Genomic DNA, 23,291 nt, shown 5'->3' with positions numbered 1-23,291 from the left:
ATATTAACTTCGAAGGAAACTTCATACATGATCTAATAGAACGTCACGAAGCCCTATAAGTCAAAACTGTCCACCGTAACAGGCAATCAGTCTGCACGCTGTTGCAGCCTCCTTCTCACTATAATGGTGAAGAGTCTAAGTATAGCTTCAAGGAGGAACAACGATGAACAGAACTGTATTTACCTTGCCTGCGGAGGAGATAACGATATCCCGTGAGGTGGATGTGCTGGTTGCGGGCGGCGGGCCTGCGGGCGTCGCAGCGGCGATAGCTGCGGCCCGCAGCGGGGCGCGGACACTGCTGATTGAGCAGCGCGGCTTCCTGGGCGGCATGGGCACGGTTGCCCTTGTGCCCGCCTTCTGCCCTTACAGCGACGGGGAGAAGGCCGTGGTACGCGGCATCGGCCTGGAGCTGCTTGACCAAATGAAGGCCGGATGTGAGCCGGAGTTCCGCGAGCGCTTCGGGGCGGAGCTGGACTGGGTGCCTATTGACCCGGAGGTGTTAAAGCGCGTCTACGACGAGGCGGCTCTGGAGAGCGGGGCGGAAGTGCTGCTGCATACCGTGGCGAGCCAGACGGTGATGGACGAGACCGGAAGAAGCATTGCAGGCGTGGTGATCGTCAACAAGTCAGGCCGGAGTCTGGTCCGCGCCCGGACCGTCATTGATACGACTGGTGACGCCGATCTGGCCGCGCTGGCGGGAGCGCTGTTCCATAAGGGCGGAGAATCCGGCGAGCTTCAGGCCGCGACCATGTGCTATCTGCTGGCGAATGTGGACCGGCAGCGTTTTGAGGAATACCGGAATGTAAGCGGTGACACCGATCAGATTCATCAGGCGGTCCAGCAGGCGCAGGCGGACGGGAAGCTGCCGCAGGGCCGGGACTCCGTCTCTGGCCTCGCTTGGGTGGCCGATTATCTGGTCGGTGTGAACTTCGGCCATGTGTTCGGCATTGACGGCTCCCGCGCAGAGGATCTGACCCGGGGAGCCATAGAGGGACGCCAATTGGTCCATCGCCAGCTGGAGTTCTTCAGGGCTTATGTGCCCGGATTCGAGCAGGCCCATCTGGTATCCACCGGCGAGCAGATCGGTATCCGCGAGACGCGCCGGATTGTCGGCGATTACGTGCTGACCCAGGAGGATTTCATGAATATGGCATCCTTCCCGGATGACATTGCCCGTAACAGCTACTTCATCGATATTCATATGGCCCGCAGCAGTGGGGCGATGCATATCCACCATCTTCCGCCCGGGCAGTCGCACGGTGTCCCTTACCGCTGCATGCTGCCGGTGGGCCTGGACAATGTGTGGGTGGCGGGGCGCGCCGCTTCCTCGGACCGTGTCGTGCAAGGCTCACTGCGGGTGATGCCCAACTGCTTCGCCATGGGGCAGGCGGCAGGTATGGCGGCGGCGATGGCCGCCGGAGCGGAGGGGCAGAGCCGGAGCGTGGATCTTGCTAAGCTGCAGAAGGAACTGGTGCAGCAGGGAGCTTGGCTTGGCGAGGCTCTAGCTGCTTTATAGCTATAATAAATTGAACTTGAACATACACAGAGTGGGACAAGTGACAGCGGCATGAAGTCCAAAACTTCTCTGGAGTCACGGTGATCCCATATGAAAACTATATGTACAATTCATTATCTGCGGGAGCGTGATCCGAATGACAACAAGAGGGTATCGCAGTGGAGCTATGAATCCGGCACAAGGCAAGCCGCGCAGGTGGCTATACCGTTTCTGTTTGCCGGGACTAACCGGCTTGCTGCTGTTCAGTCTGCTTGCAGGCATGTCAGCCCCGGTCGCTGAGGCGGCTGGAACCACCTATTACGTCGATGCTGCCCAGGGCAGCGATACCAATCCAGGTACAGGTGAAGCGGCAGCCTGGAAGACGCTGGGCAAGGTGAACGGTGTGACCTTCAGCCCGGGCGACCGGATTCTTTTGAAGGCAGGCAGCGTATGGAATGATCAGTATCTGGACCTGCATGGCTCCGGGACAGAGGGGAATCCGATAACTGTTGACCGCTACGGGAGCGGGGACAAGCCATTGATCCACTTCGGCAACACAGCTGTGGGCGGGGAGGGCTTCGGGGTCCGGCTGCGTAATGTCTCCTACTGGGAGGTTAATAATCTGGAGATTACAAGCGGGCAGCATGCCACCGACATGCGGCGGAGCGGAGTGCTGGTGGTCGGTGAAGGCTCAGGAGCCGGGAATTTCCGGCATATTACGATCCGCAATCTCGATATTCATGATATTTTCGGCACGGACCGCCGTACAGGGGGCATTAACTTTCATGCGCGCGGAGCAGGTTCCGCGCCAGAGAGTACCTGGGATGGCATCCTGATCGAGAATAACACTATAACGAATGTGGCGGATACGGGGATTCAGACGATGACGGATGCTTTTCTGAATAGTGCCTGGACGCATAAGTTCGACGCCTTCCGGGGTGTGGTCATCCGGGGCAATACCGTGGAGCGAATCCACCGGGACGGTATCCTGGTCAGAGCCGCCGTATCCCCGCTGATCGAATACAACCAGACGAAGTCCATCGGCGAAGCCTGCGATATTGATCCCGCAGTGGTAAATTATCTGGAAAACATAGCTGTCGTGGCCGCGCAGTGGGCCTATTATACAACTGGTGCCGTCTTCCAGTACAATGAGGCCTCGGATACCAGGATGCTGGAGGGGGACGGTCAGCCCTGGGACTTCGACGTTGAGGTGCATGACAGCATCTACCAGTACAATTACAGCTATAATAATCAGGGCGGCACGCTGCTCGTTATGAATAACACGAACAATAATATTTTCCGCTATAACATCAGTCAGGATGATCTGGACGGCAACGGGGCGTTCCATCTGGTGAGCGGCGGGGGCAACCTGCAAATCTACAACAATATCATCTACCGTTCCGGGACGCAGAACCGGGCGCTGACTCATGCGAGCAATACGGGAATGGTTAATTACACGAATAATATATTTTATAATACCGCCGCAGGCCAATATACGAACAGTCCAAGAATGACGTACAGCCATAACAGCTTCTACGGGGCGAATGCCAATGTCCCAAGCGATCCTTACAAAATCACCGGCAACCCCGGGCTAGTCAGCCCCGGCACCGCAACCGGACGCGATTCGGCAGACGGCTATAAGCTGCTCCCGTCCTCTCCGCTGATCCACGCAGGTGTAGCTGTGCCGGACAATGGGGGTCTCGATTACTTCGGGAATCCGCTTTATAACGGTGCGCCGGATGTGGGGGCGTTTGAATTCCAGGGTTCGATTACACCGCCTGCGGTGCTGTTACAGGAGGATTTCGAGAATAATGATTACGCCGGCTGGACTACCTCCGGGGGAGCCTGGAGTGTGGCCGATGATGTTACCAAGGCGTTCTCACAGAACTCCGGGACAGGTGAAGCACTTGCCTATACAGGCGATGCCGCCTGGAGGAATTATACGTATTCGGCCAGAGTCAAGCTGCTGAATGCTTTTGGCAACGCAGGCTTGCTATTCCGTTATGCGGACGCTTCCAATTACTATATGTTCCGACTGAATGATTCGGGCGACAAGGCGGAGCTGTTCAAAAAAACCGCCGGCACGCTCACCATGGTCAGCAGCACGAATACTCCCGTTACACCTGGCCAGTGGATGGAGCTGAAGGTAACAGTCAGCGGCAGTACGGTTACCGCCTACGCTGGAGGTGTCCAGCTGCTTCAGTGGACGGATACGGCGGTACCACCGGCCGGAGGAAAGATCGGTCTGCGGATGCATTCCAGCACCGCACGGATCGACGATGTTAAGGTGACGGAGTGAACAGTGGGCACGGTTCGGGAGGATTCGATTAAATTTTACTTAAAAGTGAAACGAATCCTGCGCATTCGCGTAAGATAACAGCAAAGGGCACAGCCGCAATCCTTTTACAGGGGCTTAGCGGCGGTGCCCTTTTCTAAAGGAGGTATAACTCATGAAATTCAGAAAACTGTTGTCGCTCAAACAATGGTCTCATATATTCCGCAGCTCCTGGCATTATATCGTTTCGCCTAATGTGGCTATGGCCGACAAGCTGCTGTTCACTATTCCGGCATTGCTGTACTGGGTGCTGCCCGATTTCATGCCGTTTATACCGATTGACGATATTGGCGTAACGATGCTGCTGATGGGCTGGTTCGTCTCGCGGATGGACCGTAAATACGCGGCACTGCACAGCGGAAGATGACATTTTAGCGACGATTGCACCTTTAACTGCGGATGTCCATCTCCTAATGGTTGCTTTATCCTCCCATATTCCTTAAAATGAATTATTGAGTATTTAAAATATAGAGGCCTGGGAGATGGAATCGAATGAACGTCAAAATTACCCGCAACGCGGCTAAAGTGATAAAGAAGACCATGGAACTTGAAGGCAACAGCGAGCTTAAACTTCGTGTAGCGATTACACATGCCCATGGCGACCATGCCCACTACGGACTGGATCTGGACACGCCTAAGGAGAACGATGTAGTAGTCTCCACTGACAAGGATATCGATGTGATTCTTGATCCGAACCAGCCGCTGCTGGACGGGGTGAAGATTGATTATCTCTACTTGCCGGAAGAAGGCTTTGTGATTACTAATCCGTCTAAAGGAAATCATGGCGATCACTAGTTGATCCGCCCGTATTTTACGGACATAAAGAAGGGTTGCTTCATGGCTAACGATATAAGATTATGTGACGAGTGCAATCATATCAAAATGAAAAGCATCGTGCCCAAGCTGCTGAAGATGGCACCGGATGCCGAAATCAAGACAGGCTGCATCTCCTACTGCGGACCGTGCGGCAAACGCCCGTTCGTCTACATTAACGGCCGCTACATCAGCGGCCCGACGGAAGACGAGGTGCTGGCCAAAGCGGAAGCCTTCGTCAAACGGCCGGTGGAAAAGAAGTAATTCAGAGCTGCTGCGCCTGCGGCATCGTGCAGCCCCCGCGTTATTTGCGGGGGTTGTTTTGGTGTGCGTGGGGATATGCGGACAACCGGATACATTGCGCGGGGCGAGGGGTGCGAGGGCGAATGGATGTGGAAAACAATATACAATGTGTAGCTTCAAGGGTGTGCGGGGCGAATGGATGTGGAAAACAACATACAATGTGCAGCTGCGAGGGTGAGCGGGGTGAATGTATGCCGAAAACAACATACAATGTGCAGCTGCGGGGGTGAGCGGGGCGAATGTATGTGGAAAACAACATACATTCTTTATAGCCGCGAGTGCAGGAAGTAAAGATTTAGGATTACCAAATACCAACAAGTTCTTGCTGATTTTTATACCGGAGGAAATTGTAACTTTATAGTACTACCTTTATCTTGCATTCGCTGCCCAAAAGTGGGACACTAGTTTTAGTACAAATTAACGCGGCAAAGAATGCCCCGCTCCCTTCCATTCAGAAGGAGGCGGGGTTTTGTGCGTTCTGAGATTAATTTCAATGCTAATTGGGGGGACTGAAATGGGCTTTGCAGGAGAGCATGATCAATGGTTAAACAATCATCTCAAACGAAGAAAGGGGGAGCGGCTAGATGCGCTTAAGCGGGGACATGGCTACGGGAACCGCTTATTCGTCGAGAGTGTATGGTGGCCGCTTGCCGGACATTTTCACGGACTGCACCCGGAATACGAAGTAAAGGACTGGCGCGGCAGATCTTATTTTGTCGATTTGCTATGGAAGGTTGGATCTTCGCGCATTGCGTTTGAGATTATGGATTTTGGGTCGCATGGCACGGACCGTAGCAAATACCGGATGGACCTGAATCGGGGTCTATTCCTGCAATCACAAGATTGTTTGGTGCTCTACATCTCTCTGGACGAGATGAAGGATAATCCGTCTTTCATCCTTTCCGCACTGCGGAACCTTTTGTTTCCTTATTTGTCGGCTGAAACTACAAATCGGAGTACCGAGAAAGCATATTCGAGAATTGAACGAGATTTAATGCGATTAGCTATCCGTAACAATCGTGTGCTTCGTCCGGGCAGTGCTGCGAGAGAGCTTGAACTGCAAACCGCGACAGTCATTAAGTACAGCCGCATGTTGGTGGATAAAGGTAAATTTCGCGCTGTAGCTCGAGGAGTAACTCAACGGATTATTTACTATGAGTATGTAGGTTCGCTGCAAAGCCCAGATCTGGTTTAAGATCTGACCCCACCCGCATTTGTATGTGGAAAACAACATACAATGTGCAGCGGCGGGGGTATGCGGGGAGAATGTATGTCGAAAACAACATACAATGTGCAGCGGCGGGGGTATGCGGGGCAAATGTATGCCGAAAACAACATACAATGTGCAACGGCGGGGGTGCACGAGCCAAATGTATGCCGAAAACAACATACATTGTGCAGCGGCGGGGGTGAGCGGGGCAAATGTGTGTGGAAAACCACATACAATGTGCAACTACGAGGATGAGCGAGGCAAATGTATGCGGAATTGATCCAGCATCAGCGCTTTAATGAGAAAAAAAAGCCTTAAGTTCATAGCGCAGAGGGGGGGCGGTCCCGAGTGCATCATGTAACTTAAGGCTTCTTAGTAAATTAAGGCTTTGTAGGAAGAGTTACTTAACTGCAATACTGTTTAACCTGCGCCAGCTCCTCCTATTTCCGCGGAGGCAGAGGTCCCAGGTATTGATAGTATTGGCATTCAATCCGGCCATTATAAAGCTTACGGCGCTTGTCCGCCTTGCGGCCGTAGTATTGCTCGAACTCCTTGTACGGGCTGATGGCGAAGAAGGACCAGGTAGGCAGATAGAGCATCATCTCGCCGAACTGGCGGGTCAGCTTCTCCACTTCCTTGTCATTGCTGATCCGCTCGCCGTAAGGCGGGTTGGTGATGATGCAGCCGTATTCGCCTTCCGGCCGGGCCTTCGCAGCGGCCATATGCTTGAAGGTGATCTCACCGGAGAGTCCGGCGCTTTTCGCCGCCGCTTCGGCGATCTCAATCGCTGCCGGATCGATATCCGTTCCGGTCAGCTGCAGCGGGTAATCGTCACGCACCGCATCGAAGGCTTCCTCGCGGGCTTCCTCCCACAGGCGCTGGGGAATCTCCGGCCAGTGCTCGGACGGGAAGGAGCGGCGCAGGCCCGGCGCGATATTCCAGGCAATCATCGCGGCTTCGATCAGAATCGTGCCCGATCCGCAGCAAGGATCATAGAGCGGACGATGGCCGTTCCAGCGGCTGAGCTGGATCAGAGCCGCAGCCATCGTCTCCTTCAGCGGCGCTTCCGTAGCCTGGCGGCGGTAGCCGCGCTTGTGCAGGGCAGGGCCGGTGGTATCCAGGGTGATCAGCGCGATATCATTCAGCAGAATCACTTCTACCACATACCGGGGGCCGTTCTCCGGGAACCACTCCGTGCGGTACGACAGCTTCAGCTTCTCAACAATAGCCTTCTTCACAATCCCTTGACAGGCAGGTACGCTGGTCAGCTGAGATTTATGCGAGCGGCCCTCTACCGGGAATTCGCCGTTCTCGGGAATCCAGTCCTCCCAATGTATCGCCTTCACTCCTTCGAACAGCTCATCGAAGGTCCGGGCCGGGAACTGGCCCATCTTCACCAGGACACGGTCCGAGGTACGCAGCCACAGATTGCAGCGGCAGATGTCGATGTAATCCCCGCTGAACAGGACCCGTCCGTTCTCGACCGTGGTCTCATAACCCAGCTCGTTTAATTCGCGTGCTACTACAGCCTCCAGCCCCATGGGGGCGGTGGCGATCAATTGTAATTTGCCCAAATGCGCTCAACTCCGTTTAACTTGTGGATAAATACGTATAGCCAGTACAATAGAGTAACTGGTTTGTCATCTGACCTGCAGAACGTTCAGCTTACAGTATAGGGTAAGGAAGAGTTCTGCACAATGCCTGTCCGCAGGCACACACCCATCCAAGAGGAGAATACATATGCAGAATCAGGAAGAGTACAGCGAACAGCTATATACAGAAGATGAATTATTGCTTCAAGTCAAAGCAGCCATCGCGGCGGGGGGGATGCCGGAGGTGTCCATTGCCCCGGGCTACGGCAGATTGCTGACGATGCTGGTGACCCTCTCCCGCTCGGCGAACCTGCTGGAGATCGGGGCGCTTGGCGGCTACAGCGGAATCTGCCTGTGCCGGGGAATGACGCAGGAAGGCCGTCTCACCTCTCTGGAGCTTAAGGCTGAATATGCAGAGATGGCACAGGGCCATCTGCAGCAGGCGGGCTTCGGCGACCGGGTGGAATACCGGATAGGCCCTGCACTGGACAGCCTGAAGCTGCTCGAAGCACAGGGGAACAGGTATGATTTCTTCTTCATCGATGCCGATAAGGAGAACTATCCGAATTATCTGGAATATGCGATCCGGCTGGCTTCGCCGGGGGCGATTATTGCCGGGGACAATATTTTTCTGCGCGGCCGCACACTCAATACCGAGAAGAACGGACCGGCTGTCCAGGCCATGCGCCGCTTCAATGAGATGATCGCGGGCGATCCCCGCCTGACCAGCACGCTGCTGCCTGCCTATGACGGCCTGGCGCTGGCGATGGTGAAATAGCATCACTCACATTAGCACCCGCCCGCGTCATAGAGAAGCAGCTCCTTAACGGAATAGCCGGGGTTCAGTCTTCTTGTACAGCTTGATCCGCACCCAGACCGTATTAATCAGCAGGAAAGCACCTGATATGATGAACAGACCCTCAATCCCGATATAACCCGACAGGAATCCGCCGATCACCGCACCGAGCATATTACCGAGCGCGAGCGTACTGCTGTTGAAGCCAAACGCCCGGCTCTCCTTGCCGTCAGGCGTATAGGAGCGAATCAGGGCGTTGACGCTCGGCAGCAGGCCGCCCATGAAGACGCCCATCAGGAAGCGGACGAGAATCAGCTGCCAGACGCTGGTCACGAACGCCTGCGGAATCAGGAACAGAGCGGCGCCGATCAGCGCGAAGGTCAGTATCCGGTGGGCCCCCACCTTGTCGCTGAGCTTGCCGAGCAGCGGCGATGCGAGCATATTCGAGATACCGGTGACGGCGCTGACCATACCTGCCCAGAAGGCAAGGTCGACGGTGGTGCCGTGCAGCTTCTCTACATAGAGCGGCAGCAGCGACATTGGACTGACCATGGCGAACTGCAGCAGGAAGGTCACGCCGAACAGGGCGGGAAGCTGCGGCACCTTCGCCAGTTCCTTTAAGCCTTCCAGCACGGATACCTGAGGCACCTGTGCGGCTTCTGCGCGGTCGAATTTCTCTTTGACCAGGAATAAGGCCAGCAGTGAAGCGACGAACAGAAGCGCGCCGACCACATAGAAAATAGGGCGGAAGCCGATCCAGTCCGCCAGTAAGCCGCCCATCAGCGGCCCGAGAATCGTTCCGGCCACAGCGCCGGACTGCATCAGCCCCATTGCGAAGCCCATCTTCGGTTTCGGTGTGGTGCCTGAGACCAGCGCGACAGAGGCGGGATTGAAGCCGGAGATGGTTCCGTTCAGCAGCCGGAGCAGCAGCAGCTGCATCGGGGACTGGGCGAAGCCCATCAGGACAATAACAATCGCCATGCCGAAGCTGGAACGCAGAAGCATTATTTTGCGTCCGTATTTGTCGGCAAGCTTGCCCCAGAGCGGCTGAAAGATAAATGAGGTCAGGAAGTTGGCGGCAAAAATAAGCCCGGCCCACATCCCGATTGCGCGGTCGCCGGTCACCCCCAAATCTTTGGCGAGATAAAGCGATAGAAACGGGGTAATCATAGTCATCCCGGCATTTACCAGGAATTGGCCAAACCAAAGCACCATGAGGTTGATTTTCCAGGTCTCCCAATTCTTCAAAGTGCTTTCACTTCCTTTCTGAAATTTCTTGCAACAACGATCACGAAAAGACGACATTATATCAGTATATCACATTTTTTCAGCAGGTTAATGCAACACTCGTCATAGTTATGTCATTGGATTGTCATTCCCGGCAGCGCCCGGGAGTTGTTAGCCGCTTACAAAAGGGGCATAATAATGATATGTGTTTAATCACAGTATTCTATTAAATCTAATGGAGATCTTATCATGACCTACAACGACACTTTTATCCGTGCCTGCAGACAGCAGACCACGGAGTACACCCCGGTATGGTACATGCGGCAGGCTGGCCGGTATGATCCCGACTACCGTACAATCAAGGAGAAATATTCGCTGCTTGAGATCTGCAGGCAGCCCGAGCTTGCGGCTGAAGTGACCCTGATGCCTGTGCGTAAGCTGGGCGTGGACGCAGCGATTCTGTATTCTGATATCATGAATCCGGTGGCCTCCCTCGGTGTGGATTTTGACATTGTGAAGAACATCGGGCCGGTTATCGAGAATCCGATCCGCTCTGCAAGCGATGTGCACCGGCTGAAGCCGATTGATGTGGAAGGCGATCTGGGCCATATTCTGGAGACCATCGCCATACTGGACAAGGAGCTGGACGTCCCGCTGATTACCTTTGCCGGAGCACCGTTCACCATCGCCAGTTATCTGATTGAAGGCAGACCGTCCAAGACGTATCACCGCACCAAGGAGCTGATGTTCAGCCAGCCTCAGGTGTGGGAGAAGCTGATGGAGAAGCTGGGAGATATGGTTATTACCTATCTGCGCGCCCATGTCGCCAGCGGCGGAAAGGCGTTCCAGCTGTTCGACAGCTGGGTCGGGGCGCTGGCTCCGCGTGATTTTGAGCAGTATGTGCTGCCTACGATCACCCGGATTTTTGCCGAGTTGTCCGATCTGGACGTTCCGAAAATATACTTCCCCGGCGTCAGCTCAGGGGAGCTGCTCCCCAGCTTGACCAAGCTGCAGGCCGATGTGATCGGACTGGACTGGCGGGTAAGCATCACCGAAGGACGACGCAGACTGGGCGGAGGCTATGCGGTTCAAGGCAATCTTGATCCATACCTGCTGACTGCGCCGATGGATATGCTCAAAGCCCGGGCCAAGGAACTGATCGATGAAGGCATCACGCAGCCGGGGTATATTTTTAACCTGGGACATGGATTATTCCCTGAAGCTTCGCTGGACACGCTCAAGGAATTAACGGATTACGTGCATGAGTATTCGGCAGCGGCAATGAAACAGGCGGCACCGCCGCTGGCATAGTTGTAGAAATAGCATCAAGGGCGGCAGCATCCTTTGCTCTTTGCTGTATGAGACGTTAATTATTCGTAAAAGGGGATGGAAACCGTGGCTAACAAAATTGGAGTACTCGTGATGTCGTACGGCACGCCTGAGAGCCTTGAGGATGTAGAGGCTTATTATACGCATATCCGCCGGGGGAACGCTCCTTCTGCTGAGCAGCTCAAAGAATTGACCGACCGCTATAAGGCGATTGTCGGCGGGGTTTTTCCGCTTAGAGAGAATACCGACCGTCAGGTGGAAGCCTTGCAGGCCAAGCTGAACAGCGGGCAGATCCAGTACGTATGCTACCAGGGACTGAAGCATGCCAGACCGTTCATAGAGGATGGTGTCGAGGCCATGATCCGGGACGGAATTACCCAGGCGATAGGCATCGTGCTGGCTCCGCATTACTCTGTAATGAGTGTAGGGACCTATATCAAGCGCGCCAAGGAAAAAGCTGAAGCCTGCGGTATTCAAATGGAGTTCGTTGAGAGCTACCATATGCACCCCGAGCTGATCGATGTGCTAAGCCGGAGAGTGACTGCCAAGCTGGACGAGTTCGAAGAAACGGGCGCGTCGCGCGAGGAAGTGCGAGTGCTGTTCAGTGCACATAGTCTTCCAGAACGCATTCTGGCGATGGGCGATCCTTACCGTGACCAGCTGCTGGAGACCTCTGAGGCGATTGCCGCACAGGCTGGGGTAGAATCCTGGCAGTTCACTTGGCAGAGTGCGGGCCGGACAGCGGAGCCTTGGCTGGGACCGGATATTCTCGATACGCTGCGTGAGCTGGCCGAGAGCCAGGTGAAATACGTGCTGTCAGCCCCGATCGGCTTCGTCTCCGACCATCTGGAGGTGCTGTACGATCTGGATATTGAAGCACAGCAGCTTGTCTCCGAGCTGGATATGCGTCTCTTGCGGATTGACTCGCTGAACAGTGATCCGGCTTATATGTCGGTGCTCAGCGATGTGGTGCGAACGAAGGCGAACCAGTTGAAGGTGAATCTGCCATGACCGCATCACCCCGCAAGGTAGTTATTATCGGCGGAGGCCTTAGCGGGCTCAGTGCCGCGTTCTATATCCGCAAGTTCTACCGTGAGGCTGGAACCCAGCCGGAGATTACATTAATTGAGAAGGACAAGGTCCTCGGCGGCAAAATCGAAACGCTGCACCGTGACGGCTTCGTAATTGAGAAGGGCCCGGATTCCTTCCTCGCCCGTAAGACGGCGATGGTCGATCTGGCCAGGGAGCTGGAGCTGGACCATGAGCTGGTAAGCACGAATCCGAACGCCAAGAAGACCTACATTCTGCAGCGGGGCAAGCTTCATCCGATGCCTGCCGGTCTTGTGCTGGGCATTCCGACAGAGCTGAAGCCCTTCCTGAAGAGCGGACTGGTCTCCTTCGGCGGCAAAATGCGGGCGATGATGGATTTCGTACTCCCGCCCCGCCGCAGTGCTGAGGATGAGTCGCTTGGCGATCTGATTGAGCGCCGTCTGGGTACAGAGGTACTGGAGAATATGACGGAGCCGCTGCTGGCAGGAATCTATGCAGGGGATATGCGCAAGATCAGCCTTCAGGCGACCTTTCCGCAGTTCGGTGAGGTCGAGCGCCAGTACGGCAGCCTGATCCGTGGAATGACGACCGGCAGGAAGCCGGTGGAGACCCATACCGGGACGAAGAAAAGCGCCTTCCTCACCTTCCGTCAAGGATTGCAGAGTCTCGTGCACGCGCTCATCCATGAGCTGCAGGATGTCCGGCAGCTCACGGGGTCAGGAGCGAAATCCATCCGGGTGCTGGGAGGTGCCGGTTCTTCCGGCGCTTCCCGTTATGAGGTGGAGCTTGAGAGCGGTGAGCTGCTGGAAGCAGACGACATCTATGTTACGGTGCAGAACTTCGCAGCCGCAGAGCTGCTGCGTCCACATGTCGATGTCTCGGCGCTGGATGCAGTGAACTATGTATCAGTAGCTAATGTAGTTCTGGCGTTCACCCGGCAAGATATCGTTACCGAGTACGACGGATCGGGCTTCCTGGTTCCGCGTAAGGAAGGGCGGAATATTACCGCCTGCACCTGGACCTCTACCAAATGGCTGCATACCAGCCCTGATGATAAGGTGCTGCTGCGTTGTTATGTGGGACGGTCGGGAGATGAACAGAATGTGGAGCTGCCGAATGACGCACTGGCCGAGCTGGTGCGCAAGGACCTGAAGGAGATTATGGGCATCACCGCAGCACCGCTGTTCACAGAGATCACCCGGCTGAGGTCGTCCATGCCGCAGTATCCGGTCGGCCATCCCGGCCGGATTGCCGGCCTGCGCAGTGAGCTGGCGCAGAAGCTGCCCGGCGTTTACGCCTTTGGCGCAGGCTATGACGGCATCGGGATGCCGGACTGCATCAAGCAGGCGAAGCTTACGGCTGAGACTGCCGCAGCCAGCCTCCCGAAGCTGCCGGAACCGGCGGGAGCTACAATCTAAAAGAAGCGGTGGAGCGGAGCAGTGGCGCTCCACCGTTTTTAGATATGCTATAATAGAAACACTTTAAGGGTAAAGGAGATTACTTGCACTCATGTATCCGCCGAGATCAGGCAATAGACAAGGTAAGAGACAACATAGCAGGCGACGGCGCAGAAGGGTATGGGCATGGGTCAATGTGGCGTTGCTGCTGATGATTACCGCAGCGCTCGCTTATTCATTCATGGACGACAAGGACCAGCAGGGCTCTGCTGCTCCGCCGGCGGCGCTTGTTACCTCCCCTTCGCCGGAAGCTGCTGCAACGGCGGCAGCCCCTACAGAAGCCGTCTCTACAGAGGAAGTACCAGGGGTTGAGGCTACAGCCACTGCTGAGCCTGCTCCGGAGGAGACAGCGGAGGCTTCTCCAGTGCCTGCGGCGACCAAGGAAGCTACGTCTGCACCGTCACCGGCGGATCAGGCAACCCCTACGGATGCGCCGCAGGCCACAACGGCAAGCAGCAGCGGGCTGGTCGCAGGCTTGCCGGAGAACAGCTCCGGCGGGACAGTGAAGCTGAGCTTTGCCGGAGATATCATCTTCAGCGGAAAAGCAGGCGCGCTGCTGGAGCAGAAGGGCTACGACTATTCCTACAGTGCGCTGGATGGGATGTTCAAGAAGGATGACCTCACGGTAGTCAATCTGGAAAATCCGATTACTACACGCGGGGTCGGGGCCAAGAACAAGCAGTTTGTGTTCAAGGGCCCGCCGAAGGCACTGGATGCGCTCAAAGCCGCCGGTGTGGATGCCGTCAATCTGGCTAACAACCACACGCTGGATCAGGGGGAGGAAGGTCTGCTGGACACCCTGAAGCATCTGGGCGAACGCGGAATCCCTCATGTGGGGGCAGGGCGGAATAGCCAGGAGGCTTATTCGGCGCAGTATTTTGAACGTAATGGAATTAAGATTGCCCTGCTTGGGTTCACACGGGTGATGCCGGTGATTGAATGGAAGGCGGAAGCGGGCAAGCCTGGCCTTGCCTCGGTGTATGACAGTGCGGAAGCGCTCAAGGCCATTGCCGCAGCCAAGCAAAAAGCCGATGTTGTCGTTGTCGTCGTCCATTGGGGACGGGAGCGGATGGAGCAGTATGATAAGACCCAGCAGGCGCTCGGGCATAGCTTCATTGATGCCGGAGCGGATCTTGTGATGGGCGGTCATCCGCATGTGCTACAGGGAATTGAGCCCTATAAAGGCAAATGGATCGCCTACAGCACAGGCAACTTTATTTTCACACGCGGCTCCATCCCGGCTACTTGGGAGACGGCGGTATTCCAGGCGGAATGCAGCAAGCAGGGGCAATGTGCTCTTAAGCTGAAGCCGATGGATGCCGAGCTGGCGCAGCCGGTGCCGATGAACGATGCCGACGGGCAGCTGCTGCTGCACAGAATACAGTCTATTTCTTCCGGCCTGATCAAGGTCCGCAATGACGGCACTGTGACCCAAGCGGTGAAATAGCCGGAGGTGCGTATAATGACGAACAATTTGTGTGTAGCCCACCGCGGTTTTTCCGGCAAAGCTCCTGAGAATACACTTGCCGCCGTGCGGATGGCGATTGCGCTGCCTTTTGTACGCTGGATAGAGATTGATGTGCAGCTGACGAAGGACGGGGTCCCCGTGGTCATCCACGATTATTCCCTGGACCGCACGACCAACGGACACGGCAAGGTGAAGAATATGGAGTATGAACACATGCGGCGGCTGGATGCGGGGAGCTGGAGGGGGCGTGCTTTTCGCGGAGAGCGGGTGCCTTCACTGGAAGAGCTGCTTGCTCTGGCGTCAGGCCGGCTGCGGCTGAATATTGAACTGAAGACGGTGGGGGAAATGTATCCGGGTCTCGAGCAGGCGGTTATTGATCTGGTGAACGCCAGGGGAATGCGCGAGGAAGTGGTGCTGACCTCGTTCGATGCAGGTGTATTGCGGCGGATCAAGGAGCTGGACGCGCGGTTCCGTACAGGGCTGATCTATGACTCCAGATATGGTAACCCTGCGGATAAGCTTGATGAGCTGGGCTGCTCCTTTTTATCCATCAGCTATGACCGGCTTAGTCCGGTTCTGGCCAAATCCCTGATTGAGCGCGGCGTGCAGGTGATGGCATGGACCTTGAACAAAGGTAAGGAAATGCGCCGCCTGTCGGAGATGCATTCCGATATTATGATCTGTACGAACCGTCCGGATATTTGGGGCGAACTCTTTTTGAAGGCTTGATCAGGCTGCTGTAAGCACACCAATTCATAGAGGAAGAGAGCTGAAGGAACAATGAGCAGTGCGATCAATAATGTATACTGTGTAGGACGCAATTATCAATTACATGCGGAGGAGCTGGGCAACAAGGTGCCTGCCGAGCCGCTGATCTTCCTGAAGCCGTCTCATGCTGCTGTGGCCCTGGATAAAGCGATCATCCATCTGCCCAAGGACGCCGGACTAATTCATTACGAGGGGGAGCTGGTACTTCGCATTGCGCGTGATTACGTGCCGGGCATGAGCGTGCAGGAGCTGGTGGATGTGATGGCGCTGGGCCTCGACTTCACGCTCCGTGATGTGCATAATGATCTGCAGAAGAAGGGTCTGCCGTGGACAGCCGCCAAGGGCTTCAAGAACGCAGCTCCGCTGACACCGTACATGGCATTGCCTGAGGAAGAGGAGCTGGAGGCCACTGACTTCACCGTCCGCAAGAACGGAATTGAGGTTCAGCGTGGGAACGTGAAGAACATGATTTTCTCTCTGCAAAAAATCGTTGAGTTCATTGCCGCCCGCTACGGGCTGGGCAAAGACGATATTATCTTCACTGGAACCCCCGCCGGGGTAGGTCCGGTAGTGGCGGGCGATTCGTTCGAGCTGTTCTGGGGTGACACCCTCATGGGCACCTGCCTGATCGGTTAAGGCGATGCTTTCAGGACTTGAAGTGCTGCAATGGCTGATCGGGGCCTGCGGTGCGCTGCTGGTTGCCGGGGCCGCTTACTGGAAGCAGTCGCTTAGCTTCTCAGGGATGGTGGCGGCAGTGGTCATGGGGACGATCTATTTCGGTGCAGGGAATCTGTTCTGGTTCGGTATCCTGCTCGTGTTCTTCATCTCTTCAACGCTGCTGTCGAAGCTGCATCATGAGAATAAGGCAGAGCTGGAGGCCGCGTATGATAAAACCGGACGCCGCGACGCGGGCCAGGTCTTCGCCAACGGCGGACTCGGGATGCTGGCCGTTCTGCTGAACGCGGTCTATCCGCTGGAGCTCTGGAGCTTCCTGTTCATCGGGGTGATGGCTACCGTGACCTCGGATACATGGGCGACAGAGATCGGCACGCTGGCCCGGAAGCCTCCCCGGTCGGTACTGACCGGGAAGGTGCTTCCGGCAGGCACCTCCGGCGGCGTTTCCCTGCCCGGGACACTGGCCGCGGCGGCGGGAGGGACGCTCATCGGCGCGGCCTCCTGGGTGCTGCGGGCGGCCTCCGGCATGACGCCCCATGCCTTCTGGCTGCTGGCGCTCGCCGGACTGCTGGGCGGGCTTGCGGGAGCTTTTGCCGACTCCGTACTGGGGGCTACTGTGCAACGGATGAACCGCTGCACAGTCTGCGGCCGCGAGGTCGAAGCCTCTATGCACTGCGGGAAGCCGACGGAATACGCCAGGGGCTGGCGCTGGATGGACAATGATACTGTAAATGCTGTAAGTTCTATAATAGGCGGTGCTGTAGCGCTGCTGGTCAGTTATATCGGTTACATAGGATAAGGACGGGCCTGAGAGTTAATAAGCTGGCCTTTGCATTATCCGGTAACAAGCTGGATTCTATGGGTTGGGAGGTGAACCGTTGAGCAGTGCATCCGTAGACAAACATGCAGCTATTCTGGATGCCGCTTATGAGCTTTTCGGTTCAGGCGGCTTTTATGAGACGAAGATGTCGGAAGTGGCCGAACGTGCTGGCATTGCCAAGGGTACGGTCTATTTATATTTTAAAAGCAAAGAGGAGCTCTTCATGGCGGTTACCCGCCGCGATTGTGAAGGCTTCCTTGAGCAGCTTGAGGGCAAGCTGAGGACCCGCTCCACATTGACAGACAAACTCTCCGTTATTGCGGAGCATCATCTGTTCTATTACTATGAGCGCAAGCAGCATACGAAGCTGTTCTTCCGTGCGCCTAACAATAACCCTGAGCTGGTGGCCTATATGGCGCAGTTCATGGAAGCCTATATGCAGGCTGTGGTGAAGGTGCTGCTGGAAGGCGGGGCTACCGAGCCTGAGCTGATGGCACAGTCGTATATCGGGATTCTGGACCGTCTGAAGATGGACATCCTGTTCGACCCTGAGTTTGCCGAGGCAGATGCGGATAAGCGGGCGAAGTTTGCAGCGAGGCTCTTTATCACTGGGGCACTGGGCAGCCTGGATTCGGCGCTGGGTGACTTCCCTGCTGAAGCTGAATCTTAAGGGAGTACAGCTAAGTTCCGGTTTCAAAATATAAGGCAAGCGAGGACAACTGATGAATATTATGACGGTGGAACACCTCTCCAAGAGCTACGGGGAGAAAATCCTGTTCCGTGATGCCTCCTTCGGCATGGACGACAGGGATAAGATAGGCGTAATTGGTGTCAACGGTACGGGGAAATCAACCTTTCTGAAGATTATCGCCGGGCTTGATACAGCAGATGAAGGGCAGATTAGCATCGGCAATGATGTGCGGGTGCAGTTTCTGGCTCAGAATCCGCCTTATGAGCCTGGAAATACAGTCTTGCAGCAGGTATTTGCCGGAGAGGACCCGGAGCTTGCGACGATGCGGGAATATATGGAGGTGATGTCTCTTCTGGAGCAGAAGCCGGGAGATTCAGGGCTGGAGAGCAGGCTTGTCCGGATAGGGCAGGCCATCGACGCCGCCGGCACCTGGCAGCTGGAGAGTGAGGCCAAGACGGTCCTCACGAAGCTGGGGATTACCCGGTTCGATGCCCGGATGGAGAGTCTCTCCGGTGGACAGCGCAAGCGCGTAGCGCTGGCGGCGGCACTGATTACACCGTCGGAGCTGCTGATTCTGGATGAGCCTACCAACCATATTGATACGGATTCCGTAGCCTGGCTGGAGCAGTATCTGCAGAAGCGGCGCGGGGCGCTGCTGATGGTAACGCATGACCGTTATTTCCTGGAACGGGTAGCCAGTGTAATGCTTGAGCTGGACGGCGGGAATCTGTACCGGTATGAGGCGAATTATTCGCGGTTCCTGGAGCTGAAGGCAGACCGTGAAGAACGGGAGGCCTCAGAGGAGCAGAAGCGTAAGAACCTGCTGCGCACAGAGCTGGCCTGGATTCGCCGTGGGGCCAAGGCCCGCTCCACGAAGCAGAAGGCGCGGATCGACCGCTTCGAGAAGCTTAAGGAGAGCACGGGAGGCGCATCGGTGTCATCTATGGATATCTCTGTAGCCTCTACAAGACTGGGCCGCAAAATCATTGAAATTCAGGATCTCACCAAATCACTGGACGGCCGGACCTTAATCAAGGATCTGAATTATATTGCGGTGCCGCAGGACCGCGTGGGGATTGTCGGCAAGAACGGCAGCGGCAAGTCTACGCTGCTGAACCTGATTGCCGGTAAGCTTACGCCGGACAGCGGCGAGGTGCAGCTCGGGACAACCGTGAAGCTGGGCTACTTCACCCAGGAGCATCAGGACATGGATCTCAGCCTGCGGGCGATCGAGTATGTGAAGGAAGAAGCCGAGATCATTAAGACCGCAGACGGCAGTGTCATTACCGCCGGGCAAATGCTGGAGCGCTTCCTGTTTCCGCCTGCGATGCAGTGGACGCCAATCTCCAAGCTGTCCGGCGGCGAGAAAAGACGTCTCTACCTGCTGCGTGTCCTCATGGGAGCACCGAATGTGCTGCTGCTCGATGAGCCGACGAATGATCTGGATATCGGCACACTCGCTGTGCTGGAAGATTACCTCGATGAATTTCCCGGCGTAGTCTTCACGGTATCACATGACCGCTACTTCCTGGACCGTACTGTAGATAAGCTGATTGCCTTCGAGGAAGGGGGCATCCGCCTGCATGTCGGCGACTATAGCGAATATGAAGAGTGGCTGGCGAAGAACGTCCCATCCGGCAGCGTGAGCTCCGGCAAAGCAGAAGGCGGTTCCAGCCGCAGCGCCAGCGGAGCTCACGCTGCTGAGCAGGGAGGGAATGCCCAGACCGGGTCAGCGCCGCGCGAGAAGCTGAAATTCACCTTCAAGGAGCAGCGCGAGTACGAGGGAATCGACGAGGCCATTGAACAGGCGGAGCAGCATCTGACAGACATCTCGGCACAGATGGAAGCGGCCTTTGCCGACTCCGGCAGACTGCAGGAGCTGGTGGAGAAGCAGCGGCAGGCCGAGGCAGAGCTGGAGCGCCTGATGGAGCGCTGGACGTATCTCAATGAGTTGGCGGAGAAGATCGCGGGTAAGTAACCGTGCAGAGGGAGGGGCAGTGCTGTAACCCATCCGATGGAGCGCTGGACATATCAATGAGCTGACGGAGATGGACGCACGCGGGTAAGTAACAACGTGCAGAAGGGGGCGGTTACTGTGACTCATACAATAGAAGCCGCTATGCAGCTCCGGTCTTCTGGCCAGGCTGAAGAAGCAAGGACCATGCTGCTACAGCTGCTGACAGCAAATGAGAGCAGCGCGGAACTGCATTATCAGCTGGCATGGACGCATGATGTGCTGGGCTTGGAGCGCGAGGCGGTATCCTATTACGAGCAGAGTCTTGCCCTCGGGCTTCCAGATGCGGAGCAGAAGGCAGGTGCGATGCTGGGCCTGGGCAGCACGTACCGGACGCTGGGGCAGTATACAGAGTCCCGTGCGCTGCTGGAGCAGGGTGCGCTTGAATTCCCGCAGCGTGCTGAGTTCAAGGCTTTTCTGGCCATGACGCTGTATAATCTGGGTGCGCACACAGAGGCGATGCAACTGTTGCTTACCCTGCTTGCGGACACATCCACTGATCCCGGTATCCAGGATTACCGCAAGGCCATTAAGTACTATGCGGACAAGCTGGAACAGGTATGGCCTTAACCGGGTAATCCTGGAAGGAAGAAGGAGCTGGGCGGAGAAAATCGCGGGTAAGTAACACCACGCAGAATCAGCTGCAAAGTCAGAGGGTTATGCAGAAATCCTGCCCAAAATGCAACTTCTCACTCGTCATCGCAGCCCTAATCCGCTATTGTTGTACAAAAAGCAGCATTACCCGATTCCAGAGCGGATTGGCAGGATAATTGTTGTATTTCATGCAGGAATTTACTCTAATGTGCAAGTGTTTGGACGGCAGGGTTGCAATAATTGCAACATTTCGGTCTGGTCAAGTAATATTTGTCTCATTTTTATCACCATGATCAACTAAAAAGGCAGCACCAGCTATCTAAACGAGCTGGTGCTGCCTTTTTGGTACTCTGTATCTCGCTGTTATGAGAATAGGTGAGTGACTGTCCCCGTCCAACTTCAGCGATTCACTCCAGCGGCTACTGCTGTAGAGCGTGACCCGCCATGGCTATTTGCCGCCCGCCACCGCTATCATCTGCATGACCGGCCGTGAATCGCCGGTCAGTACCGCCTCGTCTGCATTCATCTGCGATGAGCCGTCTCCGTCGAGGAAGATCCCTTCCCGTCCCTCGCCCGGGACGGTCTCCTGCACGGCAGCGCGGAATTCCGCCGCCGTGCAGAGCGAATTCGTGACGAGCAGCCAGAGCTTCCCGGACTGGTCATAGACCAGCCCGGAGCGCAGGCGCAGCTCACCCTCAAAAGGCAAATGCTCTGCGGTCGCAGCCGCCTCCCACAGCTCTTCCTGCTGCAGGTTCATGCTGACCCCGCCCTGCGCCCAGTAATTGCTGCGGTCGCTCACCGCCAGGTCGTGGCCAGAGGCTGCGACCTGTACGCTGAGCGCTCCCGCAGCACCGTCCCAGACCAGCGTTCCACGCGCATATTTCGCGTTGAACCAGCCAGATCCGTAGCTGCGGGCTTCATCGTTCACGGGCTGGTCGTTCATGATAGCGATGGACAACAGGTCATCGCCGTAAAAGAAGCCGCCATTGATCCCATAGGCGGCAATTTGACGCAGCGGCAAGCCGGCGCGCCGCAGCACCACATCCTCCGGGTTCAGCGATAGCATATGCAGCTGAACCCCGCCCGGACCTTCGGCTTCCCGATAGGTATAGTTATGCGGGAGGCCGGAGAAGACCTCCCGCTGACTTGTACCTGTATGCGGGAACACAGCAAAGAGGAGCGCGCTTACCGTCAGCAGCGCTCCTATAGCTAGTATCCTTAACTGCGCCGTCCTATCAGTTCGCCCCAACATAAGCCGCCAGCAGCTTAGCCGTATTCAGCACAGCCTGCTTGTGGGTACGCTCCATGGAATGGGAGGCGTGTACGCCGGGTCCGATCAGAGCGGCCCGGATGTTATTTCCGCCGCGCAGTGCAGCAGAAGCATCAGAGCCGTATTGCGGATAGATATCAACCGCGAAGGGAATAGCCAGACCGTTCGCCAGCTCGATCATGCGGCTGGTCATGGCATAGTCATACGGGCCGGAGGAGTCCTTGGCGCAGATGGAGACATCCGTCTCCTTGCAGCTGAGGTCATCGCCCATCGCGCCCATGTCCACAGCGATCATCTCATTGATCTCACCCGGAATCCAGGCAGCACCGTGACCAACCTCTTCATAGTTGGAGATGAGCAGGGACAGGTTGTGCAGCGGCTTCCAGCCTTCGCGCCGGATGCTCTCCAGCAGCCCGAATAAGGCGGCTACGCTGGCTTTGTCGTCCAGATGGCGGGATTTGATATATCCGCTGGGGGTAAGCACCGCCCTAGCATCGAACGAAATGAAGTCACCGACTGAAATCCCCAGCTTCAGCACATCATCCTTGGTGGAGACGAGCTCATCAATCCGGATCTCCATATTCTCTTCCGCACGCTTGAATTCACGGGCATCGGCATACACATGCACAGAGGGATGACTGGTCAGGATCGTACCGGTATAAGTTAAGCCGCTGCGGGTATGGATGATGCAATATTCATTCTCAATGCTGCTCATGCTGAATCCGCCTACAGAGGTTAAGCGGAGGGTACCGTTAGACTTAATTGAGCGGACCATGGCACCGAGCGTATCCACGTGGGCGCTGATGCCGATTGTGCGCGAAGGGTCGAGTCCGGGTACGGTGAGCATCGCGCCGCCTTTTTCATTCCAGGTAAGCGGAATACCCAGCGCTGCCGCTTCTTCGGCCACGAGTGCCATCACCTGGGCGGTGAAGCCGCTGGGGCTTGGAGTGTCGAGCAGTTTTTTGAGCAGATTCAGGATATATTCTTCATTGGGCTGGATGTTAAGCAAGGATAGTTCCTCCTATTCGTCTATGAATTACAGCTGGGATGATCCTTCTGGAGTAAGAGGGGCGCTCTCAGCAGAGCTAGGCTCCATGTTGATACTTCCCGCGTCACGCAGCTTGGCAAGCTCGGCATTCAGGCTCTTGATCTGCTTCTGCAGCTTATACTGGCGGAAAATCCCATACGAACCCACCACCACACCGCCAATCAGCGCACAGCCAAGAATGACGAGAATCAGCGGGATGCTCACAACGTCAAAGCCGAAATTCACCGGAACCGGATCTACATTCATGACTGCGAATACGGCGGTTATCAGGGCAAAGAACAAACCTAATATTAATGACCATTGAAATTTCATATTTCTTCCTCCTCGGTTCGGTGT

At 56.0% G+C, this 23,291-nt stretch carries 22 protein-coding genes; 17 read left to right on the top strand and 5 right to left on the bottom strand.

What is annotated here, in order from left to right:
* The first annotated feature begins 163 nt into the window (after positions 1-163).
* The 6 genes from NSU18_RS08600 (at position 164) to NSU18_RS08575 (ending at position 6,141) form a co-directional block, all read left to right on the top strand.
* The gene (locus NSU18_RS08600) at positions 164-1,516 is read left to right on the top strand and encodes an FAD-dependent oxidoreductase (RefSeq protein WP_341148787.1); all 1,353 of its coding nucleotides are present in this window, start codon (positions 164-166) and stop codon (positions 1,514-1,516) included.
* A gap of 136 nt (positions 1,517-1,652) precedes the next feature.
* Entirely contained in the window at positions 1,653-3,794 is a 2,142-nt protein-coding gene (locus tag NSU18_RS08595) for a family 16 glycoside hydrolase (RefSeq protein ID WP_341148786.1), read from the top strand.
* A 151-nt stretch (positions 3,795-3,945) separates the two neighbouring features.
* Complete coding sequence (locus tag NSU18_RS08590; protein ID WP_076157676.1) at positions 3,946-4,197, top strand: hypothetical protein; 252 nt, start codon at positions 3,946-3,948, stop codon at positions 4,195-4,197.
* A gap of 125 nt (positions 4,198-4,322) precedes the next feature.
* The gene (locus tag NSU18_RS08585) at positions 4,323-4,625 is read left to right on the top strand and encodes a HesB/IscA family protein (protein WP_036702251.1); all 303 of its coding nucleotides are present in this window, start codon (positions 4,323-4,325) and stop codon (positions 4,623-4,625) included.
* A gap of 42 nt (positions 4,626-4,667) precedes the next feature.
* Complete coding sequence (locus tag NSU18_RS08580) at positions 4,668-4,907, top strand: DUF1450 domain-containing protein (RefSeq protein WP_036725257.1); 240 nt, start codon at positions 4,668-4,670, stop codon at positions 4,905-4,907.
* 553 nt (positions 4,908-5,460) lie between these two features.
* A complete protein-coding gene (locus NSU18_RS08575) occupies positions 5,461-6,141 on the top strand; it encodes a hypothetical protein (protein WP_341148785.1) in 681 nt (226 codons plus the stop codon).
* 455 nt (positions 6,142-6,596) lie between these two features.
* Here NSU18_RS08575 and NSU18_RS08570 read toward each other — a convergent pair whose 3' ends face one another.
* A complete protein-coding gene (locus NSU18_RS08570; protein WP_341148784.1) occupies positions 6,597-7,730 on the bottom strand; it encodes a THUMP domain-containing class I SAM-dependent RNA methyltransferase in 1,134 nt (377 codons plus the stop codon).
* A 166-nt stretch (positions 7,731-7,896) separates the two neighbouring features.
* Between NSU18_RS08570 and NSU18_RS08565 the strand changes: the two genes are divergently transcribed.
* Positions 7,897-8,526: an O-methyltransferase gene (locus tag NSU18_RS08565; RefSeq protein ID WP_341020455.1), complete on the top strand. Its 630-nt coding sequence runs from the start codon at positions 7,897-7,899 to the stop codon at positions 8,524-8,526.
* Between the two features lie 45 nt (positions 8,527-8,571).
* On the opposite strand, the gene NSU18_RS08560 is transcribed toward NSU18_RS08565, so the two are convergent.
* Positions 8,572-9,792, bottom strand: coding sequence for an MFS transporter (locus NSU18_RS08560; protein WP_341020457.1), 1,221 nt, complete (start codon positions 9,790-9,792; stop codon positions 8,572-8,574).
* Between the two features lie 228 nt (positions 9,793-10,020).
* Between NSU18_RS08560 and hemE the strand changes: the two genes are divergently transcribed.
* The 10 genes from hemE to NSU18_RS08510 all read left to right on the top strand — a co-directional run bounded on the left by hemE (position 10,021) and on the right by NSU18_RS08510 (position 20,613).
* Positions 10,021-11,082 (top strand): uroporphyrinogen decarboxylase, encoded by a 1,062-nt coding sequence (gene hemE, locus NSU18_RS08555; protein ID WP_341148783.1) that lies wholly within the window; start codon positions 10,021-10,023, stop codon positions 11,080-11,082.
* An 84-nt stretch (positions 11,083-11,166) separates the two neighbouring features.
* Positions 11,167-12,111, top strand: a complete 945-nt coding sequence (gene hemH / locus NSU18_RS08550; protein ID WP_341148782.1) for a ferrochelatase — start codon at positions 11,167-11,169, stop codon at positions 12,109-12,111.
* Positions 12,108-13,568, top strand: a complete 1,461-nt coding sequence (gene hemG / locus NSU18_RS08545) for a protoporphyrinogen oxidase (protein WP_341148781.1) — start codon at positions 12,108-12,110, stop codon at positions 13,566-13,568. Before hemH ends, hemG begins: the two co-directional genes overlap by 4 nt.
* Positions 13,569-13,659: 91 nt before the next feature.
* Complete coding sequence (locus NSU18_RS08540) at positions 13,660-15,054, top strand: CapA family protein (RefSeq protein WP_341148780.1); 1,395 nt, start codon at positions 13,660-13,662, stop codon at positions 15,052-15,054.
* 15 nt (positions 15,055-15,069) lie between these two features.
* The gene (locus NSU18_RS08535; protein WP_341020463.1) at positions 15,070-15,804 is read left to right on the top strand and encodes a glycerophosphodiester phosphodiesterase; all 735 of its coding nucleotides are present in this window, start codon (positions 15,070-15,072) and stop codon (positions 15,802-15,804) included.
* 51 nt (positions 15,805-15,855) lie between these two features.
* Entirely contained in the window at positions 15,856-16,479 is a 624-nt protein-coding gene (locus NSU18_RS08530) for a fumarylacetoacetate hydrolase family protein (RefSeq protein ID WP_341148779.1), read from the top strand.
* Positions 16,480-16,504: 25 nt separating this feature from the next.
* Positions 16,505-17,317 carry a DUF92 domain-containing protein gene (locus tag NSU18_RS08525; protein WP_341151009.1) on the top strand — a complete coding sequence of 271 codons (813 nt, stop codon included), beginning with the start codon at positions 16,505-16,507 and terminating at the stop codon, positions 17,315-17,317.
* A 79-nt stretch (positions 17,318-17,396) separates the two neighbouring features.
* Positions 17,397-18,008 carry a TetR/AcrR family transcriptional regulator gene (locus NSU18_RS08520; protein WP_209990993.1) on the top strand — a complete coding sequence of 204 codons (612 nt, stop codon included), beginning with the start codon at positions 17,397-17,399 and terminating at the stop codon, positions 18,006-18,008.
* Between the two features lie 52 nt (positions 18,009-18,060).
* Positions 18,061-20,007 carry an ABC-F family ATP-binding cassette domain-containing protein gene (locus NSU18_RS08515; protein ID WP_341148778.1) on the top strand — a complete coding sequence of 649 codons (1,947 nt, stop codon included), beginning with the start codon at positions 18,061-18,063 and terminating at the stop codon, positions 20,005-20,007.
* A 117-nt stretch (positions 20,008-20,124) separates the two neighbouring features.
* The gene (locus NSU18_RS08510) at positions 20,125-20,613 is read left to right on the top strand and encodes a tetratricopeptide repeat protein (protein ID WP_341020468.1); all 489 of its coding nucleotides are present in this window, start codon (positions 20,125-20,127) and stop codon (positions 20,611-20,613) included.
* A gap of 472 nt (positions 20,614-21,085) precedes the next feature.
* Here the strand turns inward: NSU18_RS08510 and NSU18_RS08505 are convergent, their stop codons facing one another.
* From NSU18_RS08505 to NSU18_RS08495, 3 genes are all read right to left on the bottom strand, one after another.
* Positions 21,086-21,805 (bottom strand): hypothetical protein, encoded by a 720-nt coding sequence (locus tag NSU18_RS08505; RefSeq protein WP_341148777.1) that lies wholly within the window; start codon positions 21,803-21,805, stop codon positions 21,086-21,088.
* Positions 21,806-21,872: 67 nt separating this feature from the next.
* The gene (locus tag NSU18_RS08500) at positions 21,873-22,916 is read right to left on the bottom strand and encodes a M42 family metallopeptidase (protein ID WP_341148776.1); all 1,044 of its coding nucleotides are present in this window, start codon (positions 22,914-22,916) and stop codon (positions 21,873-21,875) included.
* 27 nt (positions 22,917-22,943) lie between these two features.
* The gene (locus NSU18_RS08495; RefSeq protein ID WP_341148775.1) at positions 22,944-23,267 is read right to left on the bottom strand and encodes a LapA family protein; all 324 of its coding nucleotides are present in this window, start codon (positions 23,265-23,267) and stop codon (positions 22,944-22,946) included.
* Positions 23,268-23,291: the final 24 nt, after the last annotated feature.

This window comes from Paenibacillus sp. FSL H8-0048 (assembly GCF_038002825.1).
In the GTDB taxonomy this organism is placed as follows: domain Bacteria; phylum Bacillota; class Bacilli; order Paenibacillales; family Paenibacillaceae; genus Paenibacillus_AQ.
Note: the sequence above shows the minus strand (reverse complement) of the source record. Positions and strands in the feature narration are given on the sequence as shown.

Excerpts from the sequence above, each read along its gene's own strand:
- NSU18_RS08600 (WP_341148787.1), top strand. The coding sequence starts at position 164 with ATGAACAGAACTGTATTTACCTTGCCTGCGGAGGAGATAACGATATCC.
- NSU18_RS08595 (WP_341148786.1), top strand. The coding sequence starts at position 1,653 with ATGACAACAAGAGGGTATCGCAGTGGAGCTATGAATCCGGCACAAGGC.
- NSU18_RS08590 (WP_076157676.1), top strand. The coding sequence starts at position 3,946 with ATGAAATTCAGAAAACTGTTGTCGCTCAAACAATGGTCTCATATATTC.
- NSU18_RS08585 (WP_036702251.1), top strand. The coding sequence starts at position 4,323 with ATGAACGTCAAAATTACCCGCAACGCGGCTAAAGTGATAAAGAAGACC.
- NSU18_RS08580 (WP_036725257.1), top strand. The coding sequence starts at position 4,668 with ATGGCTAACGATATAAGATTATGTGACGAGTGCAATCATATCAAAATG.
- NSU18_RS08575 (WP_341148785.1), top strand. The coding sequence starts at position 5,461 with ATGGGCTTTGCAGGAGAGCATGATCAATGGTTAAACAATCATCTCAAA.
- NSU18_RS08565 (WP_341020455.1), top strand. The coding sequence starts at position 7,897 with ATGCAGAATCAGGAAGAGTACAGCGAACAGCTATATACAGAAGATGAA.
- hemE (WP_341148783.1), top strand. The coding sequence starts at position 10,021 with ATGACCTACAACGACACTTTTATCCGTGCCTGCAGACAGCAGACCACG.
- hemG (WP_341148781.1), top strand. The coding sequence starts at position 12,108 with ATGACCGCATCACCCCGCAAGGTAGTTATTATCGGCGGAGGCCTTAGC.
- NSU18_RS08540 (WP_341148780.1), top strand. The coding sequence starts at position 13,660 with ATGTATCCGCCGAGATCAGGCAATAGACAAGGTAAGAGACAACATAGC.
- NSU18_RS08535 (WP_341020463.1), top strand. The coding sequence starts at position 15,070 with ATGACGAACAATTTGTGTGTAGCCCACCGCGGTTTTTCCGGCAAAGCT.
- NSU18_RS08530 (WP_341148779.1), top strand. The coding sequence starts at position 15,856 with ATGAGCAGTGCGATCAATAATGTATACTGTGTAGGACGCAATTATCAA.
- NSU18_RS08515 (WP_341148778.1), top strand. The coding sequence starts at position 18,061 with ATGAATATTATGACGGTGGAACACCTCTCCAAGAGCTACGGGGAGAAA.
- NSU18_RS08495 (WP_341148775.1), bottom strand. The coding sequence starts at position 23,267 with ATGAAATTTCAATGGTCATTAATATTAGGTTTGTTCTTTGCCCTGATA.